This window comes from Undibacterium sp. WLX3042, assembly GCF_049544825.1.
In the GTDB taxonomy this organism is placed as follows: Bacteria; Pseudomonadota; Gammaproteobacteria; order Burkholderiales; family Burkholderiaceae_D; genus Undibacterium.
This window is the reverse complement of the sequence record NZ_CP186698.1, coordinates 3,584,513-3,606,205: the sequence shown is the minus strand read 5'-3', so window position 1 is coordinate 3,606,205 and position 21,693 is coordinate 3,584,513. Positions and strand designations below refer to the sequence as shown.

The following is a 21,693-nucleotide window of genomic DNA, read 5'->3' as shown; positions in this document are numbered from 1 at the left end:
TACAAAATTAGGGGAAGTCCAAAACGTTATCGTGATCCCGTTAAGATATCAAAAATAACCTTAGAAAATAACTTAGCCTTACCTGGATCAGACAATAACTGCATCATCTGATTCTGATGCGCGTCGCCGCTGCCAAGGATGGCGTCGTCTACCGCGCGGGGGAAGTCACCTAACATGGCTTGTTCTGCGCTGTTGTTGGCGATTTGTTGCATCACGATGTCGTTCTCGCGCACCTTGTCGCTGATCGTATAGGCGTAATTCACCATATCTTTTTCAGTGAGTTGGTCGGTGATAAACAGCTCGTTTAAGCGATGCACGATTTGCGATAGGAATTCGGTTTGCTTGTCTTTTGCTTTCGCCGTTCCCAAGCCTTCACCCGGCTCCAGCTTGTATTCTTCACTATTCTCTTGCAGCGTTAAATGTTGCTGTCGGATTTTCGAGACGCGGTAGTGGCTGAGGACGATGCTGGACAAATCGATGTCGTCTTCATCGGCTACCGTCTCGCGCAGCATCGGGCGCAGGTTGCGCGCATAGAGGCTGAGCTTTTCCAGGTCTTTGTCGCTGTAATCGACGATTTGCGACATGAATTCGTAGAAGCGCACAAAAGTGCCCAAGTCTTTTTTGAAAATCTCTAATGCATCTTTTGCCTTTTTGCAGTCTTTGAAGCTGTTTTCTGCATTGGCGAGTAACACGGCGTCATTAAATTTCTTGGTGCGTTCAAACATCTCTTTGGCTTGTTTGTAGGCGTCTACCGCATGCTTATAGCGTTTCTGCCAGCGTTCTACTGCGGGTTTGCAGATGTTGGCAATGGCAGCGTTGCTTTTGCTTTTCACGAAGAAGGCTTCGCAGAACTGCTCTACTTCCGTCCACGTAAAGATATCGGCGGCGCGTAGCTTATCGTAAAGGTCAAAGATCAAATTCGGATTCGATACATCGGCCAGTTCTGCCGTTTGGAAGTACGGTTGAAATGCTGCCAGAATCTCTTGCGGCTCGTTGAAGAAGTCGAGCACAAAAGTACCCGTTTCTGCCTTGCCGGGATAAGTACGGTTTAAGCGTGACAGCGTTTGTACACACTCCACACCGCCGAGCTTTTTGTCCACATACATGGCGCACAGTTTGGGTTGGTCAAAACCGGTTTGAAACTTATTGGCGACGATCATTACTTGGTAATCGTCGGTATCAAAGGCTTTGCGCATGTCGCGGCCTTTGAGGTTGGGGTTCATATTGGTTTCGGTGAATTTCTCGCCCACCAAGAAATCTGAATTCGGATCTTTGTCGCTAAATTCGACCTCGCCCGAGAACGCCACCATGGCGTGGATCTTTTGGTAGCCTTGCTGGGTTATATATTTATCGAAAGCCTGCTTATAGCGCACCGCTTCTTTGCGTGAGCTCGTCACCACCATGGCCTTGGCTTGCCCACCGAGCAAACCCATCACATGCGTTTTGAAATGCTCGACGATCACCATCACCTTTTGGCTGATATTGTGATCATGCAGACGCACCCATTGATTGAGCTTGACCTTGGCTTTTTTGCTTTCCACCTCTTGGTCGGCATCTTTCATTTTCATCGCCAGGTTATAGGCAACTTTGTAATTGGTGTAGTTCTTCAACACATCCAAAATGAAGCCCTCTTCTATCGCTTGGCGCATGCTGTAGACGTGGAAGGCTTCTGGCTTATTGGTTTTCGATGCTGGCTCGTCGGGCTTAGGTAGGCGGCCAAACAGTTCTAGCGTTTTGGTTTTTGGTGTCGCGGTGAAGGCAAGGTAAGTGAGATTTTTTGAAGCGCGGCGTGAGGCAAGGGCGGCATCGAGAATATCGTCCGTCGTGAGTTCTTCTTCATCGCTGGCGGTACCATCCACCATCAACACTTCTTTAAGCTGGCGAGCGGTCGAACCTGTTTGTGAAGAATGCGCTTCGTCGGCAATGATGGCGTAGTTACGCTCTTTCAGGCTGACGCTGTTTTCAATCGCACGCAGCACGAACGGGAAGGTTTGTATGGTGACGATAATGATCGGCTGCGAACTTTCTAAAGCCTTGGCGAGTTTTTCTGATTTAGAACCATCGCCTTCTTGGTTATTGATACGCCCAACCACGCCGTCGGTTTGTTCAAACTGCGCAATCGTGTCTTGCAACTGCGCATCGAGCACAGTGCGGTCCGTCACCACAATCACAGAATGAAATAGCTTATTACCACTGGCATCGTACAAAGACGAAAGCTGATGCGCTGACCACGCAATCGAATTTGATTTACCCGAACCCGCGCTGTGTTGTATCAAATACTTTTGCCCCGGCCCTTCGCTCTTTGCGGCAGCCAACAATTTGCTCACCACATCCCATTGATGGTAACGCGGGAAGATCAGGCTTTCTTTTTTGTACTTGCGCCCTTCCCAGTCTTCTTTGTCTTCAATCTGCAAATGCACAAAGCGGCCCAAAATCTTGAGCAGATTGTCTGGCACTAAGACTTCATTCCACAAATAGTCGGTCGCGTATTGGTTCACGTCCAAAGGCGCATCATTCCCCGCGCCGCCATCATGCGTGCCTTTGTTAAACGGTAGGAAGAAGGTGCTTTCACCTTCCAGTCGCGTGGTCATATACACTTCGTACTGACTCACCGCAAAATGTACCAACGCGCCACGCTTGAAGGTCAGTAAAGGCTCAGGCTTTTTGGTCACCGGGTCCACCGGCAAACGTGTGGTGCGATACTGACGCATCGCATTGTGTACCGCTTGTTTAAATTCCGATTTGAGTTCCAGCGTGGCAACGGGAATGCCATTGACGAACAAGACCAAATCAATACGCCATTCTTTGGCTTTAACACCGGTCTCCGCCAAATGCTCCGCCGTTGCCCACGGGCTATATGTCAGTTCCGGCACCACGCGCAAACGATTCTTTTTGTAGCGCGCCAACGTATCGGGATTCAGATCATGTTCAGGCGCAAACTGGCACAAAGAAAAACGTGTGCCACGGTCTTTCAATTCATGACGCAAGACACCCAAAGTACCAAAGGTGCGCATCTCTTTATTCGCCGCATTCGGGTCTGCTTTGTTCAACTGCTGCGCCAAGCGCTCCAAAAACTTTTGCTCAGGCTGCACCGGATACAAGGCACAAAACTTTTGCCATTGCTCGTCTTGCGTGTCTTTGACAAAGCCAATCACGTCTTCCGGATACAATGCCAATTCGCGGTTGTAGTGTTCTGCTTTACCGAGCAGCCAACCATGCGCTTGCAGCTGGCGGATCATGTCGTTTTGAAAGGTCAGTTCGTTGGCTTTGTTCATGAGTTGGCGTTATTAAGTAATGAGTCATCCAAAAATACTGGGTAAGGAGCTTTTTCCAAACATTGTTATTCAAGCCTGCGTGCTCTCGCCTGCGCAATTGCCGTACGCAGTTTATTTTCAAATTCTTCTTTGGGTGGCAATACAGTCAAATATTCAGCAACGTGGATGCCGCTCTTATCGAGTTCTAGTAATTCAATTTGTTCATGTTTTTTGCCTGTACACAAAATAATACCGATAGGCGCTAGCTCACCAGGCTCCAGCTCATATTTTTCTAGCCAGCGCAAATACAATTCCATTTGACTTTTATGAGCGTGTCGAAAGTGATCGTTTTTTAAATCGATGGCAATCAAACGTTTTAATTTTCGGTTATAGAACAAGAGATCAAGGTAGAAATCATCATTATCAATTTGCAATCGTTTTTGTCGTGCCACAAAAGTAAACCCAGCCCCCAACTCCAAAATAAACTGCTCCAATTCACGCAAAATCGCATCTTCCAGATCTTTTTCTATGTACTGATCGTTTAGCTCCAAGAAATCCAATACATAAGGATCTTTCAAAACAAATGCTGGCTCAATGCCGTCACCGTTGCGCAACTTTTGCAAAGACTGCACAATCAACTCGTCGGGCTGCTTGGACAAGGCGGTACGTTCAAACAACAAGCTTCCTACCTGTTGACGTAATACTCGTACACTCCACCCCTCGGCAGCACAAAGCTCGGCGTAGAAATCGCGCGCCAATGGCTCTTTCACATAAATCAATTCTAAAAAATGGCTCCAGCGCAATTGTCTCGACAGTGTCGAGACAATTTGCGGCTCACTAAAACTTTCCGCAAAACGCATGCAATGATGTAACTGCTGCTTACTCCAGCCTTTACCAAACGTGTGCGTCAACTGCTTCGACAATTCCAAGACAATTTGCTGACCATACTCCGCTCGTTCGCCTTGCAACACTTCATCGGCGATACGCCGTCCCACCTGCCAATACAGTAAGGTCAACTCCGCATTCACCGCCACCACCGCACGCTGTTTCGCGGCATGAATGAGTTGTTTCACTTCGGTGATGAATGCCGCATCCATCGTGGCTGGTAAATTCATGGTCTTCTCCTTAAAATCAGGCGACAAAGTTTGCACCGACGGCAAGCTGTCGATCAGCCGAGGCCCTGGCACTCCATCCCTGCGTGATGGTTTCTTACCGAATCAAGCAACGATAATGCGTCCAACTCAATTCGGTACGCAGTGCGTTCCGAATTGGAAAAGCTTGGAAAAAGGCACGCATATTACGGAGATTGCGCACATCAAAGCCTTTGCCAAACTCCTCGGTTAGACGGCTGCTTAATTGCTCAAGCTGTTGCGCACCGTATTGCGCCCGCGCCTCGCCCTGCTGTTCATCTTCCACAATTAAGCGGCCAATATGCCAATAGGTTTGCACCATGGCGCTATTCACACTGCGAGCAACTTGTTGGCGCGCTTGTTGAACTAGCGCACGAATGGCTTGTAACAAGGGGTTCTGCGGGGCGATCTGATTCATAGTGCTAACGCCCCTGTATCGTTTTCTGACGACACCGGAGGCAAAACCAGCTCGCGGTTGTCGTGTTCTGCTTTGCCGAGCAGCCAGCCATGGGCTTGTAGCTGGCGAATCATGTCGTTTTGAAAGGTGAGTTCGTTGGCTTTCCTCATGAATCAAATCTCTGAAGGATGCTTCAATCAATTAAACAGAATCAGGCAGCGATCGCAGCATCGCTGGGCGGCTGCCAATCGCGCACGTCGATTTTTCCTGTGACGGCGGCGGAGATTAGGGCTGTGCGGCGTTCATGGAGAAGATCAATTCCTTGAGCCGACCTTTCGATCAATTCATTAAATTTTTTCTTTTGAATTTCTAAATAATCTGTGATTGCTATTCTTTCCTCGATTGAAGGAGGAAACGCGATTTTTAAGTTATTCAAATTTTCCGCTGTTAACTTGGGCTGTGCAGAACCGCTTACGATAGGATTAATGTCAATGTGTTCGATTGTCTCTGCCCAGTACTCGACTAGACCGTCGTCAGGCTTCAAGATGTGTGCATGATTGTTCACCCAATATCGACCACGTACGGGAAAAGCCAAAGGAGTACTACGATTAACTAAATTAGCACCGTCTTCACCAACCAATATTGTGGGTTCGTCAAAAATAAAATCATCGATATGGTCGATTACGCCAGACGCCCCATAGTATCTATATTCGCCTTGCAAACTTCCACGTTCTTCAGCACTTAGTGGAACTCGCCTGAAGTCAAGACTCTTTAGTTTGTACTTTAGAGAACAGACTACCCAATGCGCAGGCACTTCACCCAACCACTCTATGCCGGAGTCGCGCATGGGGGCGTTGGGGTTGAGGCCTTTGGTGACGGCATGACTAATCACCGCCTGCCGTTTTTCTTTCAGCAGCTTGATCAACTCCTGCTGCTTCGCGATCAGGGTATCGATCTTGGCGGTTTCGTGGTCGAGGAAGTTGGCGATTTTTTGTGACTCATTAACCGGAATCGGTACTTCAAGTAAACCGATAAAATCCCAGCTTGCCCTGGGCATCTTTGAACCATATGTTGAAGAATCTACCTGACTAATAAATTCATCGGTAAGCGTGTAATAATTCAAAAACCGGGGACATACCTTTTTACTTTTCAAGACCAAAAATTCGGAAGAGCAGATACCAGAAAAATCTGCCATCCAAGATTTTGCCAAGTACGGCCGTAATTTCCCAAAAAGAACATCTCCGCTTGAAAATGAAGTTGACTGGCCTTCAGGCGTTACAGCTTCCTTCTCTAAATACATGCCGTTTCCTGACTCTATATTTTCGAGACCAACATATCGCTCATTCGCTCCTGCATCGACTTTACTGCCGCACAATTCTGCTGCAAATTTTAATCGTACAGAATCCCAGTCACTTGGAATATCCCCCAACCACTCAACTCCAGAATCCTTATACTCAGGATAAGCCTTATACCGACTCATACCTCGCCCTCCTGCGCCAGATTCAACATATAAAACTCATGCAACTTGGCTTGCAGTAGTTTCTTATCGGGTAGCTGGGTTTGGTATTCGGCGATCATGGCGGGAGACAGGCTGCGGCTCAAGGCATATTCGACCACTTCATCGTCTTTACTGGCGCACAGCAAGACGCCAATGGCAGGGTTTTCGTGCGGCTTTTTATGGTCGCGGTCCAGGGCTTCTAGGTAAAAGTTGAGTTTGCCTAGGTGTTCTGGTTGGAATTTATCGACCTTGAGTTCAATCGCGACCAGCGCATTTAAGCCTCGGTGAAAAAACAGCAGATCAAGCGCGAAGTCTTGTTTGCCGACTTGCACAGGGAATTCACTGCCGACAAAGCAAAAGTCGCGGCCTAGTTCTAATAAAAAATGTTTGAGCTTGGTGAGTAAGCCTTTGTGTAGGTCCGCTTCGCTGTGTTGTTCTGGCAAATTCAGAAAATCGACGATGTAGCTGTCTTTGAAAACACTCAGGGCGTCTGGGTGTAATTGTGTCACCGCCGGTGACACTTTTACCGGATTCAAAACCATTCGGGCAAACAAGGCGGTGTTAAATTGCCGCTCCAGTTCGCGCTTACTCCACCTTTCTTTAATGGCCATACGCAAATAAAACTCACGCTCTTCAGCGTGCTTGCATTGGCTGAGAATGATTAAGTTATGTGTCCACGGCAATTGTCTCACCAGTGGTGACACTATTTGATCATCTTGATAAGTTTCGTAAAATTGGCGCATACGAAACAAGTTGCGGCGAGTAAAGCCTTGTAAATTTGGCTGCGTCACCGCTAAATGTTTAGCCAAGGCATCCACCACGCCATCGCCCCATTCTGCAGCCTTGATCTTATTGCTGATGTAAGCACCGACCTGCCAGTACAAGTCAATCAATGTGGTATTGACGGCTTGATAGGCGTGCTGACGGGCGGCGGTGATCAGGTGGACGACTTCGGTGAAGTCGGGTTGCTCAGTCTTCACAGCGGTGTTTTTACTCATGAATGCACCTCTTGCAGCAGCTTCATGATTTCTGCACTGACCGCATCGAGATCGGCATCAATTTCCGCTAAATCGCGCGGTGGCTGATATTGGTAGAAATGGCGGTTGAACGGAATTTCATAACCAACGATGCCGACCTGCTGGTCTTTATCGTCCTTCTTGCTGGCGTCTATCCATGCATCGGGCACGTGCGGTTGTACTTCTTTCTTGAAGTAGGCTTCGTTGACTTCATTGACGCTGCGGCTAGGGTCAAGTGCGACGTTTTCAAAATCGCGTAAATCACCATCGGCTTTGTATTCGATGGTTTTGCCCGCATGTTCTCCCACGCCTTCAAACAGGCCGTAAACAGGATCGGCTTTGGTTTTGTGAACCTTCTTGATGACGGCTTGCGCTTCTGGGTTTTTCCAACTCACTGCGGATTCAATCGCCTTTTTGTCTTTGGCGTCGAGGCTGATATTCGCAGCTTTTGCTGCTTTGCTGACCACATCTTCGTAGCCGTTCATATCATCGCTCTGTGCTGTAGCTATCTGTGCTTGCAAGGCTTTGGCTTTGAGCATGATGGCTTTGGCGTTAGTCCACGTGCTGCGGTCTAGCAGGTCTTTGATTTGCTTTTCTTTGAGGTCGGCGAAATGGGTTTTGATGTAACGACGGATTGCTTCTTCGTGGCTGCTGAGGTCGCCATAGTGCGCGCAATCAGGCGCATCGCTCCAGATCGCGTTGGGTAGATTCGCAAACTCCGCATAAGCCCATTGCATGACGCTGTTTAAGCCACCTGATTCAAAACGCAGTGTGGCGATGCGTTCGTCTGAGAATTGGTAAGACTGGCGCAGTGGGCGTTCTATGGTGATGCGGCGATAGCCAAATTCATGCGTTTTAAAAATCTTGGCGGCGAAGGTTTTTGCGGCCTCTGTTTTCGGGTTAGCCGATTGGCGACCGCGATTACTCTTGGCTTCTGCGGGTTTATCAAGCTCTCGCGCATCCACTACTTCAAAATTGCCGAAGCATTTGGTGATGGTGGCGATGTCGTCGCTACTCATTTCATTGCGCTTACTACCCAAAGATTTACGCATTTTGCCGCAGAGGTTGCTGCCATTAATCAACTGCACCTGACCTTTGCGTTCTTGCGCTTTTTTATTCGACAGCACCCAGACATAGGTTGCGATGCCGGTGTTGTAGAACATATCGGTCGGCAAGGCGACGATGGCTTCGAGTAAATCGGCTTCTAAAATGTAGCGACGAATTTCTGATTCACCCGAACCTGCGCCGCCTGTGAACAAAGGCGAGCCATTGAGAATAATGCCGATGCGACCACCACCATCTTTGGCATCGCGCAATTTGCTGATGAGGTGCAGCAGGAACAATAAAGAGCCATCGGACACCCTTGGCAAACCAGCCCCGAAGCGTCCGTCGAAGCCTTTCTCTGTATGTTCCCTAACGATATCGTCTTCAATTTTTTTCCAATCGACACCGAAAGGCGGATTAGAGAGCATGTAGTCAAACTTGGTAGCGTGAAGCTGATCGTTGGAGAGCGTATTGCCGAGCTTAATATTGCCAACTTCTTGGCCTTTGATCAGCATATCGGCTTTACAGATCGCGTAGCTTTCGGGGTTCAATTCCTGACCGTAAGCGCGCATCACGGCATTAGGGTTGAGCTCATGCACATATTCCATGCCCGCTGACAAAAAGCCGCCTGTACCCGCTGTCGGGTCGTAAATAGTGCGGATAATGCCGGACTTGGTCAGCGCTTCGTCGTCTTCCATAAACACCAGCGACGTCGTCAAGCGCACGATGTCTCGCGGAGTAAAGTGCTCACCGGCAGTTTCGTTCGAGCCTTCAGCGAAGCGGCGGATCAATTCTTCAAACACCAAGCCCATGTCGTGATTAGAGACGGCTTTGGGCGTTAAATCCACAGTGCGAATCTTTTGCACAACTTTGTAGAGCAAATTGGCGTCGTTCAATTGGCCGATAAATTCGGCGAAGTTGAAGTATTCAAATATTTCACGCGCATCTTTGGAGAAGCTTTGAATATAGCTTTCTAAGTTGGCCTTGATACCGCTCTCACCTAGTTTCGAGAGATCCATCTTGGAGGTGTTATAAAAACTCAGTTGATGCTCGCCCACTTTGGTGGCGCGCAAGAGCAATTTTTCTTGCGCTTCTTCTGGCAAATTCATCGCCTGCACTTTTTCGTATTCGGCCAGTACCGCGTCTTTCGTCGCTTCCAACACGCACTCTAAGCGGCGCAATAAGCAAAACGGCAAGATGATGCGGCCATATTGACTTTGTTTGAAATCTCCACGAAGAAGGTCGGCGATGGCCCATGAATCTGAGGCAAGGTTGTTTGAAGTTTGAGTCATTATTCGGCTAAGATTGCTACGGGAAAATGCTGGATACACATCATTTTTTATTGATGTCAGTGATGGCAACGATGGGTCACTATGCTCTTTTGTAATAAATGTGATAATAACCCATGCACCACACAAAACCCATAGCCAATAATAAGTGCCCTCTCCCTTTACTCACTGGCGATAAATGATTTACGTCTTTGGCTCGTGCCTTTTGGTCGCAGCGTAAAAGTGTCCGGGCAAAATTGCGGCTGATGATGAAGCGTATTTTGCGGAAATACAAATATTCGCCGGATCAACAAGAAGACGCCATTCAAACTGTCTTGCAACAGGCGGAAAGTCTAAGTGCTGAATGGAGTTAACATTAGTCCGCGCATTCACAAGGACATAAAAGAGGCGGGCATTTATTGCAGTGAGAATCGCGTTGCGACAATAATCAAAGAAATAATGCCGCCATGAGTCAAAACCTCCATCATCAGGAAAACGATGCCGTGCCCACCGATCCGGATAACATACAGCGACTTGCCCCGGGCCGGTCTGAGTCCCAGAACCATTCGCCCATTGACCGGATACTGCAGCGCGCTGGCCGGCATCATTTCGCCTTTTTCCGTGCTTACCTTGAAGGCCTCGATCAATATGAGATGGCCAAGCGTTATTTAGAAAATGCCACCACGACCAGGATATCGAGTAAAGAAATTGTCACCACATTGCAATGGATTCGAAAGGATCTGTCTGTTATCGCGAAGCGGCACGGTAAATTCGCGTATGCCCGCATTATTAATATTGAACCAGAGCAATTAAAGCCAGTCTCGACTGTCGAAGTTCCCTCTCTGGAGGCGTATCGTGAAGAACGCGATCCATACGAGATGTATTCCGAAGCGGATTTGATCGAGCTATTCGAAGAAGAATATGGTGATGTCCAGCCGGATCCACGCCAAAAAAGAAAAGCGAGCCTCTTAAAAAAGCAGAATGAAGCATTGAACTGGCTGGAAGCCAAAGTAGCGATTGCCCCGCACCTCAATGATCCGGTCGGTGCCTGGATTATTCCGGCAGTGGCGCAGCGGCTGATCGCCGCGCAGATTGATACCGTGGGGGACCTCTTGAATACGATTAACCTGAAGGGACGCCTCTGGTACCGGAACTTGAATCAGGTCGGTGAAGTGACCGCGGCTCGCTTGGTGAAATGGCTGCAGCTGTATGAAAAAGATCTAGGACAATCGGTCAGTACATTCGCCATGGTCAAGCACCGTGACCTCGATGTCGCAGCGATGGAAGCCAGTCGTCCCAAAGAGTTTGGTATCGTGCCTTTAGAGTATTTCCAGCCCCATCCTTATCTGGACGGCAGCGTGGGAGAAAACCGTGCGGAACGCAATCGCAGTGGCGTCAATAATGACTATGATGCGATTCAGTCCTGGCTCAAACTCGTTGAAGACAATGCCAACACCTACCGCAATTACAGAAAAGAAGCCGAACGTTTTCTGCTGTGGTCTGTCTTAGAACGCGGTAAAGCCCTCTCCTCCCTGATGGCTGACGATTGCATCGCGTATAAAAGCTTCTTAAACGACCTGGGCCGACTCACACCCGAAGCATGGTCAAGCAAATACTGTATTCCACAACAGGACTGGCTTGGAAAGCGACATACCGTCCGCTGGAGCCCGCTGTGGCGTCCGTTTGAGAATCCGGTGCGCGCGAAGAAAGCCCTGCCCTCTAAAATTCTGAAACAATTCGATGGCCAGCCTCCGGATCTCTCCGTCGAAAAGACAGGCGTGCTCTCCGTCGCATCGCAGAAACAGGCAATCACGATCGTCAAAATGCTGTGCGAAACACTGGTGCGTCAACGCTACCTTGACAGCAATCCCTTTGAGACGGTAAAGGCCAGCAAGTTTGGCGTGTTTAAGTCGGATGCAACCAGGTCATTCACACAGCAACAATGGGATTTCTTAATCCAGCACCTTGAGACATACGAAAAAAATAGCCGATATTTCAGGCTACGTTTCATGTTGACATTAGCGTATGAAACGGGCATGCGACTATCAGAAATGGCGTCCGCCCGGGCCGGGGACATCCAGAGTTTTCCTCTGTCTGGTTCGTCAGAGATGGGCTATCAACTCCACGTCATCGGCAAAGGATCTAAACCGCGTGATGTCGCTTTGAGTCACAACGTTATTCAAGAATTGAACACCTATCTTGCTCATCGTGGAATGACTTCGTATCAAGACGTGCCACCGGAAACCCCTTTAATCGATGTGGTGCCCGGCTTCACTTTGTACGAAACGGGTGAAAATGGAGAGAAATCGACCGAATTGAGAAAGCCGGAACGCACACTTTCATCGCGCAGGATTTTCGATATCCTCAAAGCGTTCTTTGTTGAGGCTGCGTACTGTATGGCGAAAGAATCGAAGGAAGACGCAAGGCACATGCACCGGGCCAGTACACACTGGTTACGTCACACCTGTGGTTCTCATGCAATTGCCAATGGGGTACCTGTTCAGATTATTCAGGATCAATTCGGCCATGCATCGATCGACACTACGACGATTTACGTGACGACGGAGCGGGATAACAAATTCAAGGCATTCAACCAGTTTTCTGAAACGGTCAAAAATAAGTGATCTGATCAACTCTCCCCTGCTGCAACGCTGAAAGCCGTTTGAGCAGGGATTTCACGGGCGCAGTACCAGTGCCGTGCGTTCCTCAATATGCGTGAAACAGAAGTCCGGCCTGAATTGTGCCATTCTCGACCAAGGCTGGAGAGAGTTCAGGAGGCAACTCGACTACGAGGTGACGTGGAACGGCGGCATGCTTCTGGCCGTGCCGGCACACAATACCAGTCGCACTTGCCCGTGCTGCGTTCATGTATCGAAAGACAATCGGCAAACACAAGCGAAATTCTTGTGCATCGATTGCGGTTACGAAAATCACGCCGCTGCAGTCGGGCAGCTCGATGAAGCAGGAACCCACCGAAGCGACTGCGCAAATTACTGCGTAGCGCCGTAGGAGTCCCTTCCTTCAGGGAGGGGAGGATGTCAAAATAGAAAATATTAAATTATAATCATCGCTATTGTTATTATTTTATAAATCAGGGGAATGTTTTGTCTAAGAAATTATTGGCAACTGTAACCACCTGCGTCGTACTTCTATCAGCTTGCTTGATTCCAGAATCGTTCAAGGCAAAGGCCGAGTTTGACAAGAATGGAAATTACACGTTTAGCTACGAGGGAACGGTAATGCAGGCCTTAGCTGCTGCAGAAGAAAGGCGGACTGGTTCTCTGCGAGCAAAGGATGAGGAAATGCTAAAGGCAGACGTTGACAAGATGAAGAGTAATCAAACGGTCCAGTCGGCTGACTATCTAGGACATGGTCGCTATCAGTTAAAACTCTCAGCGAAGAAAAAAGCCGGTGAAAACCTAAAAATGATGGATTTCTTCTCTGTCACTTATGCAAACGATGGGATCATCACTATTTCTTCTCCAAAGCTAACCACAAAAGATGTACAGGAATTATCCAAACTTGGGATTAAGATAGATGGGACATTGGAAGTCAGTCTTCCAAGAAATGCGACTGTGATTTCTCACAATACTACCAGCCAACCAAAATTCTTCGGTCTTTTAGGTGATTATTCGTGGAAAATTGGCTCTCTGGATCAACGCCCAGAAATGAAAATAAAGCTAAATTGATTCAAAAAATGCTTACTAAATCGAGTGTGATGATTTTTTTTTCGCCTCAAGCTCTGCCAGCAATTTATATTCTTGTTTGATACCCTTGTAAGCACCAATGATAGGAGCAAACATACCTCGAGGTGTTTCTTTCGCAGCAATCAGGATTTGTTGAATAACGCGTTTCATCTCAAAATCTCCTACAAATATTGACGCATTCCGTGCAAATACTTTACCACGAACACAAAAAATGTATGAGTGTTGCTGAAAATTTAGTCTTTGCGCTTCACTAGCATGGTGATAATGCACGACTTCGCCTCATTCAGCACGACCACCCTGTCCGTACTACATCGAGGTATTGCCGCACGGTACCCCCCCATTTTTAGCAGGCGCTAAAAGTAGAGACTATGCGGCCAAGGCCAATTTCTGTATCGGCGTGATGCTGACCTGCCCCCCCCCAAATTAGTACGAAACCAATTTAGAGCCCACATTAATAAACTGTCTATAAATTGATTCGGCGTTAGATGGCCTATCCAGCTTTACTGTCGTTGCTCATTAAATTTCTAACGCCACTCATCTCTCGTTTCGCCTGCGTAGCGCAGAGAAACGAGCTCGGGAACAAAACATGAAAACTCTGATTCCACTGATCAATATTTAGGAAGAACTCGTTGACAATATCAGCCATCAGGCGGATGGTTTCGATCCCGAACTGCTCCTGGAAGTTCTTCTTCTGACGGATGGAGATTTTTCCGAGCCAGTCGATGTTGAAACACTACTCACACAACTTGCAGACAAAGAGTTGTCGTAAGTCAGGGCGGGGATCTCGCCAAATCCCTCACCCTTCCGAGTCAATTTACCGCTTCACTTATGAATGCGCCGCATCTTTCTCTCACAACCTTCAGACTGGGTGTTGAGTAAAATAGTTGTCGTCGGTAAGCTCGAAAAACAACTCACCGTCGGGGCTGACATCTTGCGGCGCTGGATTCCAGAAAGTCACTGTCTCAGCCGCGTCGGTGACCAGCGAATGTAAAAAGGGCGACTTTTCCATCGCGGCCAGCAATTCTTCCTTTAATACGCCCGGCAAACAAAGTGGCGCCAGGTTGAGCTTGTCCTCGATCGACGACATGCTCATGTCGCGCACCCGATCGTTGACGAACTGCTGCAGATGAAGGACATCGGTGTGCAGTTTCGCGTCCTGGCTCGTCAATTGCATGATCGCCGGTGGTGCTTTGCACCGCAACTCGCAGACAAGATAAGCTGCTCGGTCCGCTCCGCCAGCCACAGCATATTGCAAGGCAAGCTGCGGTGTTGGGCTGGCGTAGACTGAGTGGCGGCGCGATGGCTTGTCCGATGGCCGGGCGAACTCCAGCAGATTATCGACGAGATAGGGGATATTACTGGGTAAACGCCTTCCTGGATTGCGCCGGATTATTTTGCCTTCTTCGTAAAGTTGACGCGCGACGGCTCTGTAAAGTTTCAAATTAAAACTCCCATGATTGAATTGTTCTGAGACTTGACGGGATTGTCATTTCTTACACTCTGACAACACCTTGATTTTATTAAGAAAGTTCAGCCACCAGACATCGCTCTGCCGTGACTGATAACACCAACTCTGCCGCCATTTGTGCCCGCGTTAGCGCAACAAACAGCTTGCGCCGCGCCGTGTCGTCAAGCTCGGCGAAATCGAACTCCGTGATGACGACCGCGGGCACACTCTGTCCTTTGTACCGATACACGGATTCGACCAGCAGATTTCCCGAGCTCCAGCACGGCTCGCCATTACTGTCGTATTCGCCGGTGAAATGCCTAATGGAGTAAGGACCCAGCGTCGTCTTCCTGGTCATAACTGACTTTTCGCGTCCGCGTCCGCTCACGACGACGATATCCTGCAGGGAAAATCCACGTCCCAGCAGGTTTTGCACTGCGGCGATCGTAGCGTCCACCAGTTGCTCGTCCGAGCTATAAGTCTGGATGCCGGGCACATGGCCTTTGTACGGATTCATGCTCCGAACGGGCGGACTGACCAGCGCTAGTGCATTGATCAGGTCGCAGATCATGCGGGGGCTGCGGAAATTGTCGCGGCAATCGATGGTGACGGCGTCGCCAATCTCGAATTCGCGCTGCTGGTAAAGGCGCTGGTCGCGGTCTTCTAGTACATACAGTTGTCCGCCGGGCTTAAGGCGGCTGCACAGGCTTGCCACCCAGTCTGCGTCGAAGTCCTGGGCCTCATCGATGATCAGCAGGTCGAGAGAAGGCGCAAAGTTCGAGCTGGCGTTGAGGTAGGCCTGAGTCACGGCCTCGAATCCCTCTGCGTTGAAGACCGGCTCTCCATTAGTGCGGCGGTAATGGTCAACGCACAGTTCGTGATAGTTGAGCACTTCCACGCGGGCTGTGGCGATGTGGCGGACATGGTCTGCAAGGCTACGGTTGTAGCAAACGTAACTGGCATGCTTACCAGCCGCGGCAGCGTTCTCCAGCAGTTGCAGGGCGAGCTGGGTCTTGCCCGAACCAGCAGTGGCCTGTATACGAAAGGCGCCTGACGGCGAACCAATGCGCGGCACCCAAGTAGCAAGGCCATCGGCCAAGTGCCGCACAGTTCCCTGCAACTGATCGCGCAGCACATCGACTGTCGGGACTGCGCGGAACTGGTTGAGCAGCAGGCGGCGCAATGCAGGACGGTCGACCTGGCTGTGTACCGCTCCCAGCCAGCTACACACGGTCGACACCATCTCCGGATAGCGGGGCGCGTCGATGATGCGCTCACGCGGAATAGACACCACCTGGCTGTCACCCAGATCGTAATCGGGTAGCACCAAGCAGCACAGCAATGGTGTTTCGAGCTTGGCTTCACGCAAGCGATGCAGGATTGCACTACGCTGGTACTTGCCTTGGCGCGCCACATCGCTGATGCCATCGGCGTAGATCTTAAAGATCTCGCCATCGCGCAGGAGCACGGGACCGGCCTTGATTTCCAGTAGTAGCAGGCAGCCATCTGGCGCTAGTACGATCAGGTCGATCTCGCCATAACTGTCTCGGTCATCGTGAACCGAGTGGAGCTCGACGCCGTGAAAGACTTCGAATCCTGCCGGCATGTAGTCGCGCAGACGCTCCAGCACTTCTAACTCGCGGTAACGTCCGGCGTCGGTGCGTAGGGGAGGGAGATTACTGGGAGTGAGGTCGGCCATGAATGCTGAATAAAAAATGCAATATTTTCCATTATCAACATATTCACTTACCGATTGCAACTATCGATTGCACGCTGGAGAAAAAACAACTTGAAGTGCAAGGTGGTCAGCAGCTAAATGCCAGCCGCCCTATCGCAGGCGATGCTCATGGCATCAACGCCACTGTGCTCGCATTCAATCTCGGTCGAGCAGCGTGGTCAATAAATTGCCTGTCCATCTGCAAACACCTATTGTTTTTTTTTCACCAATCAAAATGAATCAGACATTTAATTATCGTTTTTTATGCAGTGGTCAACCAATGTCTTTATACGTATTGCAGCGTTTGCATGGCTTTCTGCATTTTCTCAATGAATACAGTAGACTCACCATGCGTCATGATTAACTCATGCGTCGCCCTAGTCATTGCAACGTAAATTAAGCGCGCCTCGTCTTGTAAATCTTCCTCAGAAAAAGTGCCTGATCCAAGTCCAGGAATACAAACCATCGGAAATTCAAGTCCCTTACTACTATGCATTGTGATCAGCTTTACGCTGTTTTTCTCGGGATTAAACGGGTTACTTCTACCCATTTGTGACTCATATGGAATATTTCTTCGCTTCAACCTATCTATGAGCATGTTACCGATGTAATAGTGCCTGCAAATAATGGCAATATCGTTCCATGCAGTTCCTGTTTTGTTCGCTTCAATCAACCTCTCTGCAAGATAGTCTGCTTCTTCAATTAACGATGGAAGTTTGATCAACAACGGCTTTGGCCCCCTGCGCCCCGTGCTCATTGGTAGAAGCGTGGGAGCTTGATCGTCTTCTGCATCATTTTCCGATAGTAAGTCATCTGCAAATGCCCGTGCCACAGATAAAATTTCAGCTGTATTTCTATAATTTAGCTTAAGTATGGTGGTCCGCCCCTTAGCCTGCACACCAACGCTTGAGAAAGAAAATCGTAGTTTTTTCTTTTTAGAGTAAATTGATTGAGCATCATCGTAGAGCACAAGTAAGGAATTCGACTCTGGGTGAATCATTTGTACAATCAGCTTGAACCACTCAGGCTTGAAATCATGACCCTCATCGATTAATACCGCATCATATTGCGCGGACGGGATGAGTTTATTGTCGACCGATTTTATGAGCCTTTCAACGCATGCTTCAAAAAAGTCGGTTTTGTTTTCGTTCTGAGGTGGTGTTCCAACGTGATACGCATTCAGTTGGCGAACGCACCAAGCGTGGAAGTTAACCACGCTAACCTTGTGCTGTAATCCTTTTAGCCTAATAGTGCTGCCAAGTTTTGTAGCTAAGGTCTTGTTATAGCAAAGAACCAAAATCGGACGTTGACATAGTTTCGCAAGGTGTTCTGCTCGATAGCCTAATATCATTGTTTTTCCTGATCCTGCTACTCCATGTATGACCCGATGACCTTCGCCAAGGCTGCGAGCCAACTGCTCCTGCTGCAGATCCATCACTTGTAATAAGTCAGGAATCTCAGTCATCTTTTGCCCCGTAACTTCAAACATATCTTGCTGGGCGTCGATTCGGATCTCTGGAAACATGTGCCAACGAATACGGTCAATTTGAGGTAGCGAGAGTTTTCTGGTGAATTTGATTGGAAACATTTCCCAAAGGCGATTTTGAAATGTCTCAGCATCAACGCTCTCTGTCATTTCATCCTGACAAATGACAAGATGGGGCGGAACGACTTCGCAGATATCGGTACTGTCGAATTGCTTGCGACTGATATTGGTCAATACAACACCGTGTCCGTATGGAAAAGCAATTTTCCCTTTTAACGATCCACTTGGCCATATTAGCTGTGGGTCTCGTTCTAATAGGTTTGTGACTGCAAGCATGTATTGACGAGCTTGCACTAGCGGATTCAAAACATGCTTTAGTCCTTGACTGGTGAGGATGCTGGCATTTTGTTTATCGATACTCTGTATGGTATCGAGTTTCCAGTCTTTTATTTCTAGCACTAACAATCCGCGACTAGGATGAAAGACGATAAAATCTGGGTGTTTGGTTTTTTCCCCAATGGAGACGTCATACCAGCACAGGTAATCAGCCTCCAATTTTTCTTCAAGCCGGAACGCAAATCGTCGTTCGCCTGGTGTCATTCTGGAGGAACATGAACCTATCGCAGGAATAAGAGTTGCCATAAAAAAGCTTTCATTCAGACAGACCATATTACACGTGTAATTATAAAATTAACACTTTTTGGAAATGTTATTCGAACAAGTGTGTATCAAGAATGGAAAGACATTTTTGTTCGCATTTAATATGTCAATTTATTGCATGTGACGTATCGAGCATTTCCGTTTGATAGCATTTCGCCGTCTTATAAAGAAAAGTATTTAATAGTATGGAGTGTATTACAGATGATATATTCGGTGACTTATGAAAATGCTGAAAAAGGCCGTATTCTGCGCAGATATTGTATTTATCGTTCGGTGAGTAATTTAATCTAGCTACCTGGCGATAAGGGAGATAGCAAAATGAAAGAATTTTGGGATGGTTTTATTTCTGCGGCAAAAGAAACTCCTCGCGGTTTTTTTTCGCCTTTAATTGCTGTTTGGAGACTTCTCTGTGGCGTCACCGATTCAGTTTTGAATAAAACTGATCACAAAATTTCCTGACTTCGGTAGTAGAACAAATGTCGAAATTCACTTAAATCTGAATTTTGTTCATCTGACACTGAAATTTTGGTGTAGTGGTCAACCCATCCCGGACACTACGTTAAGTTTTTCTTCAGTGACGGCCGGTGCCAGTCCTTGATTGAACTGATGTGGCCGTATCCAGTTATACCGGTGCATCAGGCCTTGGCCAGAATGTTGTCTGGCAATGTGTCCGACTTGTTCGTGGTACGGCAATACCTCGATGCTATTCGGACAGGATGAATGATCCAATGGTGTGCATTCACTAGAAGCCAGAATAGTGCAGGAGATAACGCACTATAAATCTTTAATTTTGTTGCAAAGTGCGTCAAATTCCGCTTTCACTGCTTGCCTGAAATCTTCCCGAGAGGGGCGGTTGTTCTCATCCGAAAAAATATCTTTCAACTCCAAGCTTCTCGTATCCATCATCGCCACCGCATATTCCAAAAAGCTGTTATCGCCTTCTGGCGGCCTCAGTCCATGTCCGGCCCACGCTGCAATGGTGCGAGATTTGATGGATTTTTGTGGTCATCCATACTTAACTACTTCAGACACAGGTGTCAGATAAAAGTAAAAATAACTTGTAACGCGTAGAGTTCTTAAGACTTAGTTTCTTAGAATTCCAAAAAACTCAAAATTTAACATCTCATTGAACAATTTATAGGATTTAATCCTTCATCTCACCTTTTTGGCAATTGAGGGCTCTGTGGCAATAACCGATATTTTTATCGTTAGAACACTCGAGTGAACTGAAGTGGGATACTTTGTCTTCCCAAATTGGGTGAGTTTTACTTCAATAGATGAACTCCGATAAAAAGGGACGAAATGTATTTCAACAGAAAAATTCAGAGTTAGCTGAACAAAATTCAGAGTTAAGTGAATTTCGAAATTAAGTGTTTGATTTTCAATGGAAAAGAGACCCTGCGACATTTACCTCGGAAAAAGTATAGCTCAAAAATGAACTAATTTTACTATGTTGATTATTAGGATAATCAACTTGATTTTAAAGTAAAAAATAGGAGGGCAGCCAAATTTCTGAGTGGAAGAGATGATTAACGAGAGAAACTATTGTTTTTTCACACCCCTGGCAAATTTCTGCAAACAGCCTATTGTTTTTTCACACCTCAGGCTAATTTCTGCAAACAGCCTATTGTTTTTTCGCACCGATAGGCACAGCTTCGTCGTTAAACACCATGTATTTCTCGATGATTTCTGCATAAATCTATTGTTATTTATCGCCGGAATATATGCGACATCACTTAGGATTGCGATTTCTATAACTTTCTCGATGATTTCTGCATAAACCTATTGTTTTTTATCACCTCAAATCGTCGCTGGACATCGAAAGGACTGGGTTTTTACTGCCCTTTCAGCAATTTCTGCAAATTCCTATTGTTGTTTATCACCTCAAAACTCTAGTAATACTGAGCTGGCTGTAGTAGCCCAGTATGTAATCCAGTATTTTCCGCTCAGCTTGCGCAAAAGAGCTGTAGCCAATCTCTGGCACCCATTCCGTTTTCAAGCTTCTGAAGAAACGCTCTATCGGGCTATTGTCCCAGCAATTACCTCGTCGACTCATGCTTTGCTGAATTTGGCATCGCCATAATAATTGCCTGAACTTTACGCTGCTGTAATGGCTGCCCTGGTCAGAATGGAACATCACTCCTTCAGGTCGACCTCTGCTTTCAAATGCATGAATGAGCGCTTTGCAGGTTAAATCACTATCGGGCGAGAGCGACATGGCCCAGCCAATTGGCTTTCTGGCAAATAAATCCATCACCACCGCCAGATACACCCAACGGTTGCCCACCCAAATATACGTTACATCGCCGCACCAAACCTGATTGAGTTGAACAACTGCAAACTGACGCGCCAACAAATTAGGTACTTCAATGCGCTCACGCCCAGTCTTTTTGTACGCATGACTCGGCTGCTGGCAACTCGTAAACCCTAGCTGCTTCATGTACTTGGCTGCCAGATAGCGACTCATTTGGATGCCTTGCGCACTGGCCATCGTGGCAATACTGCGTGAGCCTGCAGAACCATTGCTGGCGTTAAACAATTCGCGCACTTTACTTAAACGCTGCACCTGCTCTGGCCTGATTGGCTTAGTGCGTTTCCAGGCTTTAAAGCTGCTTCGATGGACTTCAAACGTACGGCACAACTGTGCCACAGCGTAGCTCTCTTTGAGCTGAGCAATTATCTTAAATTGTTCAGCGAGTCCGACATCAAGAGAGCGGTAGCCTTTTTTAATATTTCTTTCTCCAGCTCGACCTGCTTCAGACGTTTTTCTAATTCACGAATTCTGAGTTGGTCCGGCGTCATCGGTGTCGCTTTGGGCGTTACTCCAGCATGCTCTTTACGTAATTGCCGAACCCACTTATCCATGGTCGATTTGCCCACATTCATTGCTTGAGCGGCTTTGACAACGGAATAGCCTTGATTCAGTACAAGCTGCGCACATTCGAGACGGAATTCAGGACTGAATGTTGGTCGTGTTTTTTTATTCATCATGTCACCTAATTGCTTACGAGGTGCAGCATAACACCTCTAATCAGGTGGCCAAATTCAGTATGCCACTACAATGGGAGA

Annotated in this window: 17 protein-coding genes and 2 pseudogenes; 6 read left to right on the top strand and 13 right to left on the bottom strand. The window is 47.7% G+C overall.

Translation table 11 applies throughout. The annotated features are described in order from the left end of the window. Positions 1–26 precede the first annotated feature (26 nt). From ACPAOP_RS16430 to ACPAOP_RS16400, 7 genes are all read right to left on the bottom strand, one after another. A complete protein-coding gene (locus ACPAOP_RS16430; protein ID WP_423708738.1) occupies positions 27–3,275 on the bottom strand; it encodes a type I restriction endonuclease subunit R in 3,249 nt (1,082 codons plus the stop codon). A gap of 65 nt (positions 3,276–3,340) precedes the next feature. Beyond that, positions 3,341–4,369, bottom strand: coding sequence for a PDDEXK nuclease domain-containing protein (locus tag ACPAOP_RS16425; RefSeq protein ID WP_423708737.1), 1,029 nt, complete (start codon positions 4,367–4,369; stop codon positions 3,341–3,343). A 94-nt stretch (positions 4,370–4,463) separates the two neighbouring features. Beyond that, a complete protein-coding gene (locus ACPAOP_RS16420; RefSeq protein ID WP_423708736.1) occupies positions 4,464–4,802 on the bottom strand; it encodes a DUF1016 N-terminal domain-containing protein in 339 nt (112 codons plus the stop codon). Next, a complete protein-coding gene (locus tag ACPAOP_RS16415; RefSeq protein WP_423708735.1) occupies positions 4,799–4,951 on the bottom strand; it encodes a hypothetical protein in 153 nt (50 codons plus the stop codon). The genes ACPAOP_RS16420 and ACPAOP_RS16415 overlap by 4 nt, the downstream gene beginning before the upstream one ends. Positions 4,952–4,992: 41 nt before the next feature. Beyond that, entirely contained in the window at positions 4,993–6,261 is a 1,269-nt protein-coding gene (locus ACPAOP_RS16410) for a restriction endonuclease subunit S (RefSeq protein ID WP_423708734.1), read from the bottom strand. Then, positions 6,258–7,277: a PDDEXK nuclease domain-containing protein gene (locus ACPAOP_RS16405; RefSeq protein ID WP_423708733.1), complete on the bottom strand. Its 1,020-nt coding sequence runs from the start codon at positions 7,275–7,277 to the stop codon at positions 6,258–6,260. Before ACPAOP_RS16405 ends, ACPAOP_RS16410 begins: the two co-directional genes overlap by 4 nt. Then, on the bottom strand, positions 7,274–9,631 hold the full coding sequence (locus tag ACPAOP_RS16400) for a type I restriction-modification system subunit M (RefSeq protein WP_423708732.1): 2,358 nt from the start codon (positions 9,629–9,631) through the stop codon (positions 7,274–7,276). Before ACPAOP_RS16400 ends, ACPAOP_RS16405 begins: the two co-directional genes overlap by 4 nt. Before the next feature lie 203 nt (positions 9,632–9,834). Here ACPAOP_RS16400 and ACPAOP_RS16395 point away from each other — a divergent pair. The 4 genes and pseudogenes from ACPAOP_RS16395 to ACPAOP_RS16380 all read left to right on the top strand — a co-directional run. Further along, positions 9,835–9,981: pseudogene (locus ACPAOP_RS16395) on the top strand (type I restriction enzyme endonuclease domain-containing protein); the annotation flags it as partial. Between the two features lie 93 nt (positions 9,982–10,074). Next, the gene (locus ACPAOP_RS16390) at positions 10,075–12,231 is read left to right on the top strand and encodes a tyrosine-type recombinase/integrase (RefSeq protein ID WP_423708731.1); all 2,157 of its coding nucleotides are present in this window, start codon (positions 10,075–10,077) and stop codon (positions 12,229–12,231) included. Positions 12,232–12,418: 187 nt separating this feature from the next. After that, a complete protein-coding gene (locus ACPAOP_RS16385) occupies positions 12,419–12,616 on the top strand; it encodes a zinc ribbon domain-containing protein (RefSeq protein ID WP_423708730.1) in 198 nt (65 codons plus the stop codon). A gap of 95 nt (positions 12,617–12,711) precedes the next feature. Continuing rightward, the gene (locus tag ACPAOP_RS16380; protein ID WP_423680156.1) at positions 12,712–13,296 is read left to right on the top strand and encodes a hypothetical protein; all 585 of its coding nucleotides are present in this window, start codon (positions 12,712–12,714) and stop codon (positions 13,294–13,296) included. Between the two features lie 15 nt (positions 13,297–13,311). Here ACPAOP_RS16380 and ACPAOP_RS16375 read toward each other — a convergent pair whose 3' ends face one another. From ACPAOP_RS16375 to ACPAOP_RS16365, 3 genes are all read right to left on the bottom strand, one after another. Further along, the gene (locus ACPAOP_RS16375; RefSeq protein WP_423680155.1) at positions 13,312–13,584 is read right to left on the bottom strand and encodes a hypothetical protein; all 273 of its coding nucleotides are present in this window, start codon (positions 13,582–13,584) and stop codon (positions 13,312–13,314) included. Between the two features lie 589 nt (positions 13,585–14,173). Beyond that, complete coding sequence (locus ACPAOP_RS16370; RefSeq protein ID WP_423680154.1) at positions 14,174–14,755, bottom strand: hypothetical protein; 582 nt, start codon at positions 14,753–14,755, stop codon at positions 14,174–14,176. A gap of 79 nt (positions 14,756–14,834) precedes the next feature. Beyond that, a complete protein-coding gene (locus tag ACPAOP_RS16365) occupies positions 14,835–16,460 on the bottom strand; it encodes an ATP-binding domain-containing protein (protein ID WP_423708729.1) in 1,626 nt (541 codons plus the stop codon). A gap of 2 nt (positions 16,461–16,462) precedes the next feature. Here ACPAOP_RS16365 and ACPAOP_RS16360 point away from each other — a divergent pair, with 2 nt between their 5' ends. Then, entirely contained in the window at positions 16,463–16,717 is a 255-nt protein-coding gene (locus ACPAOP_RS16360; RefSeq protein WP_423680152.1) for a hypothetical protein, read from the top strand. Positions 16,718–16,764: 47 nt separating this feature from the next. Here ACPAOP_RS16360 and ACPAOP_RS16355 read toward each other — a convergent pair whose 3' ends face one another. Next, on the bottom strand, positions 16,765–18,606 hold the full coding sequence (locus tag ACPAOP_RS16355; protein WP_423680151.1) for a DEAD/DEAH box helicase: 1,842 nt from the start codon (positions 18,604–18,606) through the stop codon (positions 16,765–16,767). Positions 18,607–18,942: 336 nt separating this feature from the next. Here ACPAOP_RS16355 and ACPAOP_RS16350 point away from each other — a divergent pair, with 336 nt between their 5' ends. Further along, the gene (locus ACPAOP_RS16350; RefSeq protein WP_423680150.1) at positions 18,943–19,083 is read left to right on the top strand and encodes a hypothetical protein; all 141 of its coding nucleotides are present in this window, start codon (positions 18,943–18,945) and stop codon (positions 19,081–19,083) included. 78 nt (positions 19,084–19,161) lie between these two features. Here the strand turns inward: ACPAOP_RS16350 and ACPAOP_RS16345 are convergent, their stop codons facing one another. Both ACPAOP_RS16345 and ACPAOP_RS16340 read right to left on the bottom strand, forming a co-directional pair. Then, positions 19,162–19,353 carry a hypothetical protein gene (locus ACPAOP_RS16345; protein WP_423710046.1) on the bottom strand — a complete coding sequence of 64 codons (192 nt, stop codon included), beginning with the start codon at positions 19,351–19,353 and terminating at the stop codon, positions 19,162–19,164. A 1,174-nt stretch (positions 19,354–20,527) separates the two neighbouring features. Beyond that, positions 20,528–21,612 (bottom strand): annotated as a pseudogene (locus ACPAOP_RS16340) (IS3 family transposase); the annotation flags it as partial. Positions 21,613–21,693: the final 81 nt, after the last annotated feature.

Excerpts from the sequence above, each read along its gene's own strand:
- ACPAOP_RS16420 (WP_423708736.1), bottom strand. The coding sequence starts at position 4,802 with ATGAATCAGATCGCCCCGCAGAACCCCTTGTTACAAGCCATTCGTGCG.
- ACPAOP_RS16410 (WP_423708734.1), bottom strand. The coding sequence starts at position 6,261 with ATGAGTCGGTATAAGGCTTATCCTGAGTATAAGGATTCTGGAGTTGAG.
- ACPAOP_RS16430 (WP_423708738.1), bottom strand. The coding sequence starts at position 3,275 with ATGAACAAAGCCAACGAACTGACCTTTCAAAACGACATGATCCGCCAG.
- ACPAOP_RS16425 (WP_423708737.1), bottom strand. The coding sequence starts at position 4,369 with ATGAATTTACCAGCCACGATGGATGCGGCATTCATCACCGAAGTGAAA.
- ACPAOP_RS16415 (WP_423708735.1), bottom strand. The coding sequence starts at position 4,951 with ATGAGGAAAGCCAACGAACTCACCTTTCAAAACGACATGATTCGCCAG.
- ACPAOP_RS16385 (WP_423708730.1), top strand. The coding sequence starts at position 12,419 with ATGCTTCTGGCCGTGCCGGCACACAATACCAGTCGCACTTGCCCGTGC.
- ACPAOP_RS16355 (WP_423680151.1), bottom strand. The coding sequence starts at position 18,606 with ATGGCAACTCTTATTCCTGCGATAGGTTCATGTTCCTCCAGAATGACA.
- ACPAOP_RS16390 (WP_423708731.1), top strand. The coding sequence starts at position 10,075 with ATGAGTCAAAACCTCCATCATCAGGAAAACGATGCCGTGCCCACCGAT.
- ACPAOP_RS16360 (WP_423680152.1), top strand. The coding sequence starts at position 16,463 with ATGCTGAATAAAAAATGCAATATTTTCCATTATCAACATATTCACTTA.
- ACPAOP_RS16365 (WP_423708729.1), bottom strand. The coding sequence starts at position 16,460 with ATGGCCGACCTCACTCCCAGTAATCTCCCTCCCCTACGCACCGACGCC.
- ACPAOP_RS16405 (WP_423708733.1), bottom strand. The coding sequence starts at position 7,277 with ATGAGTAAAAACACCGCTGTGAAGACTGAGCAACCCGACTTCACCGAA.
- ACPAOP_RS16400 (WP_423708732.1), bottom strand. The coding sequence starts at position 9,631 with ATGACTCAAACTTCAAACAACCTTGCCTCAGATTCATGGGCCATCGCC.
- ACPAOP_RS16350 (WP_423680150.1), top strand. The coding sequence starts at position 18,943 with ATGAAAGAATTTTGGGATGGTTTTATTTCTGCGGCAAAAGAAACTCCT.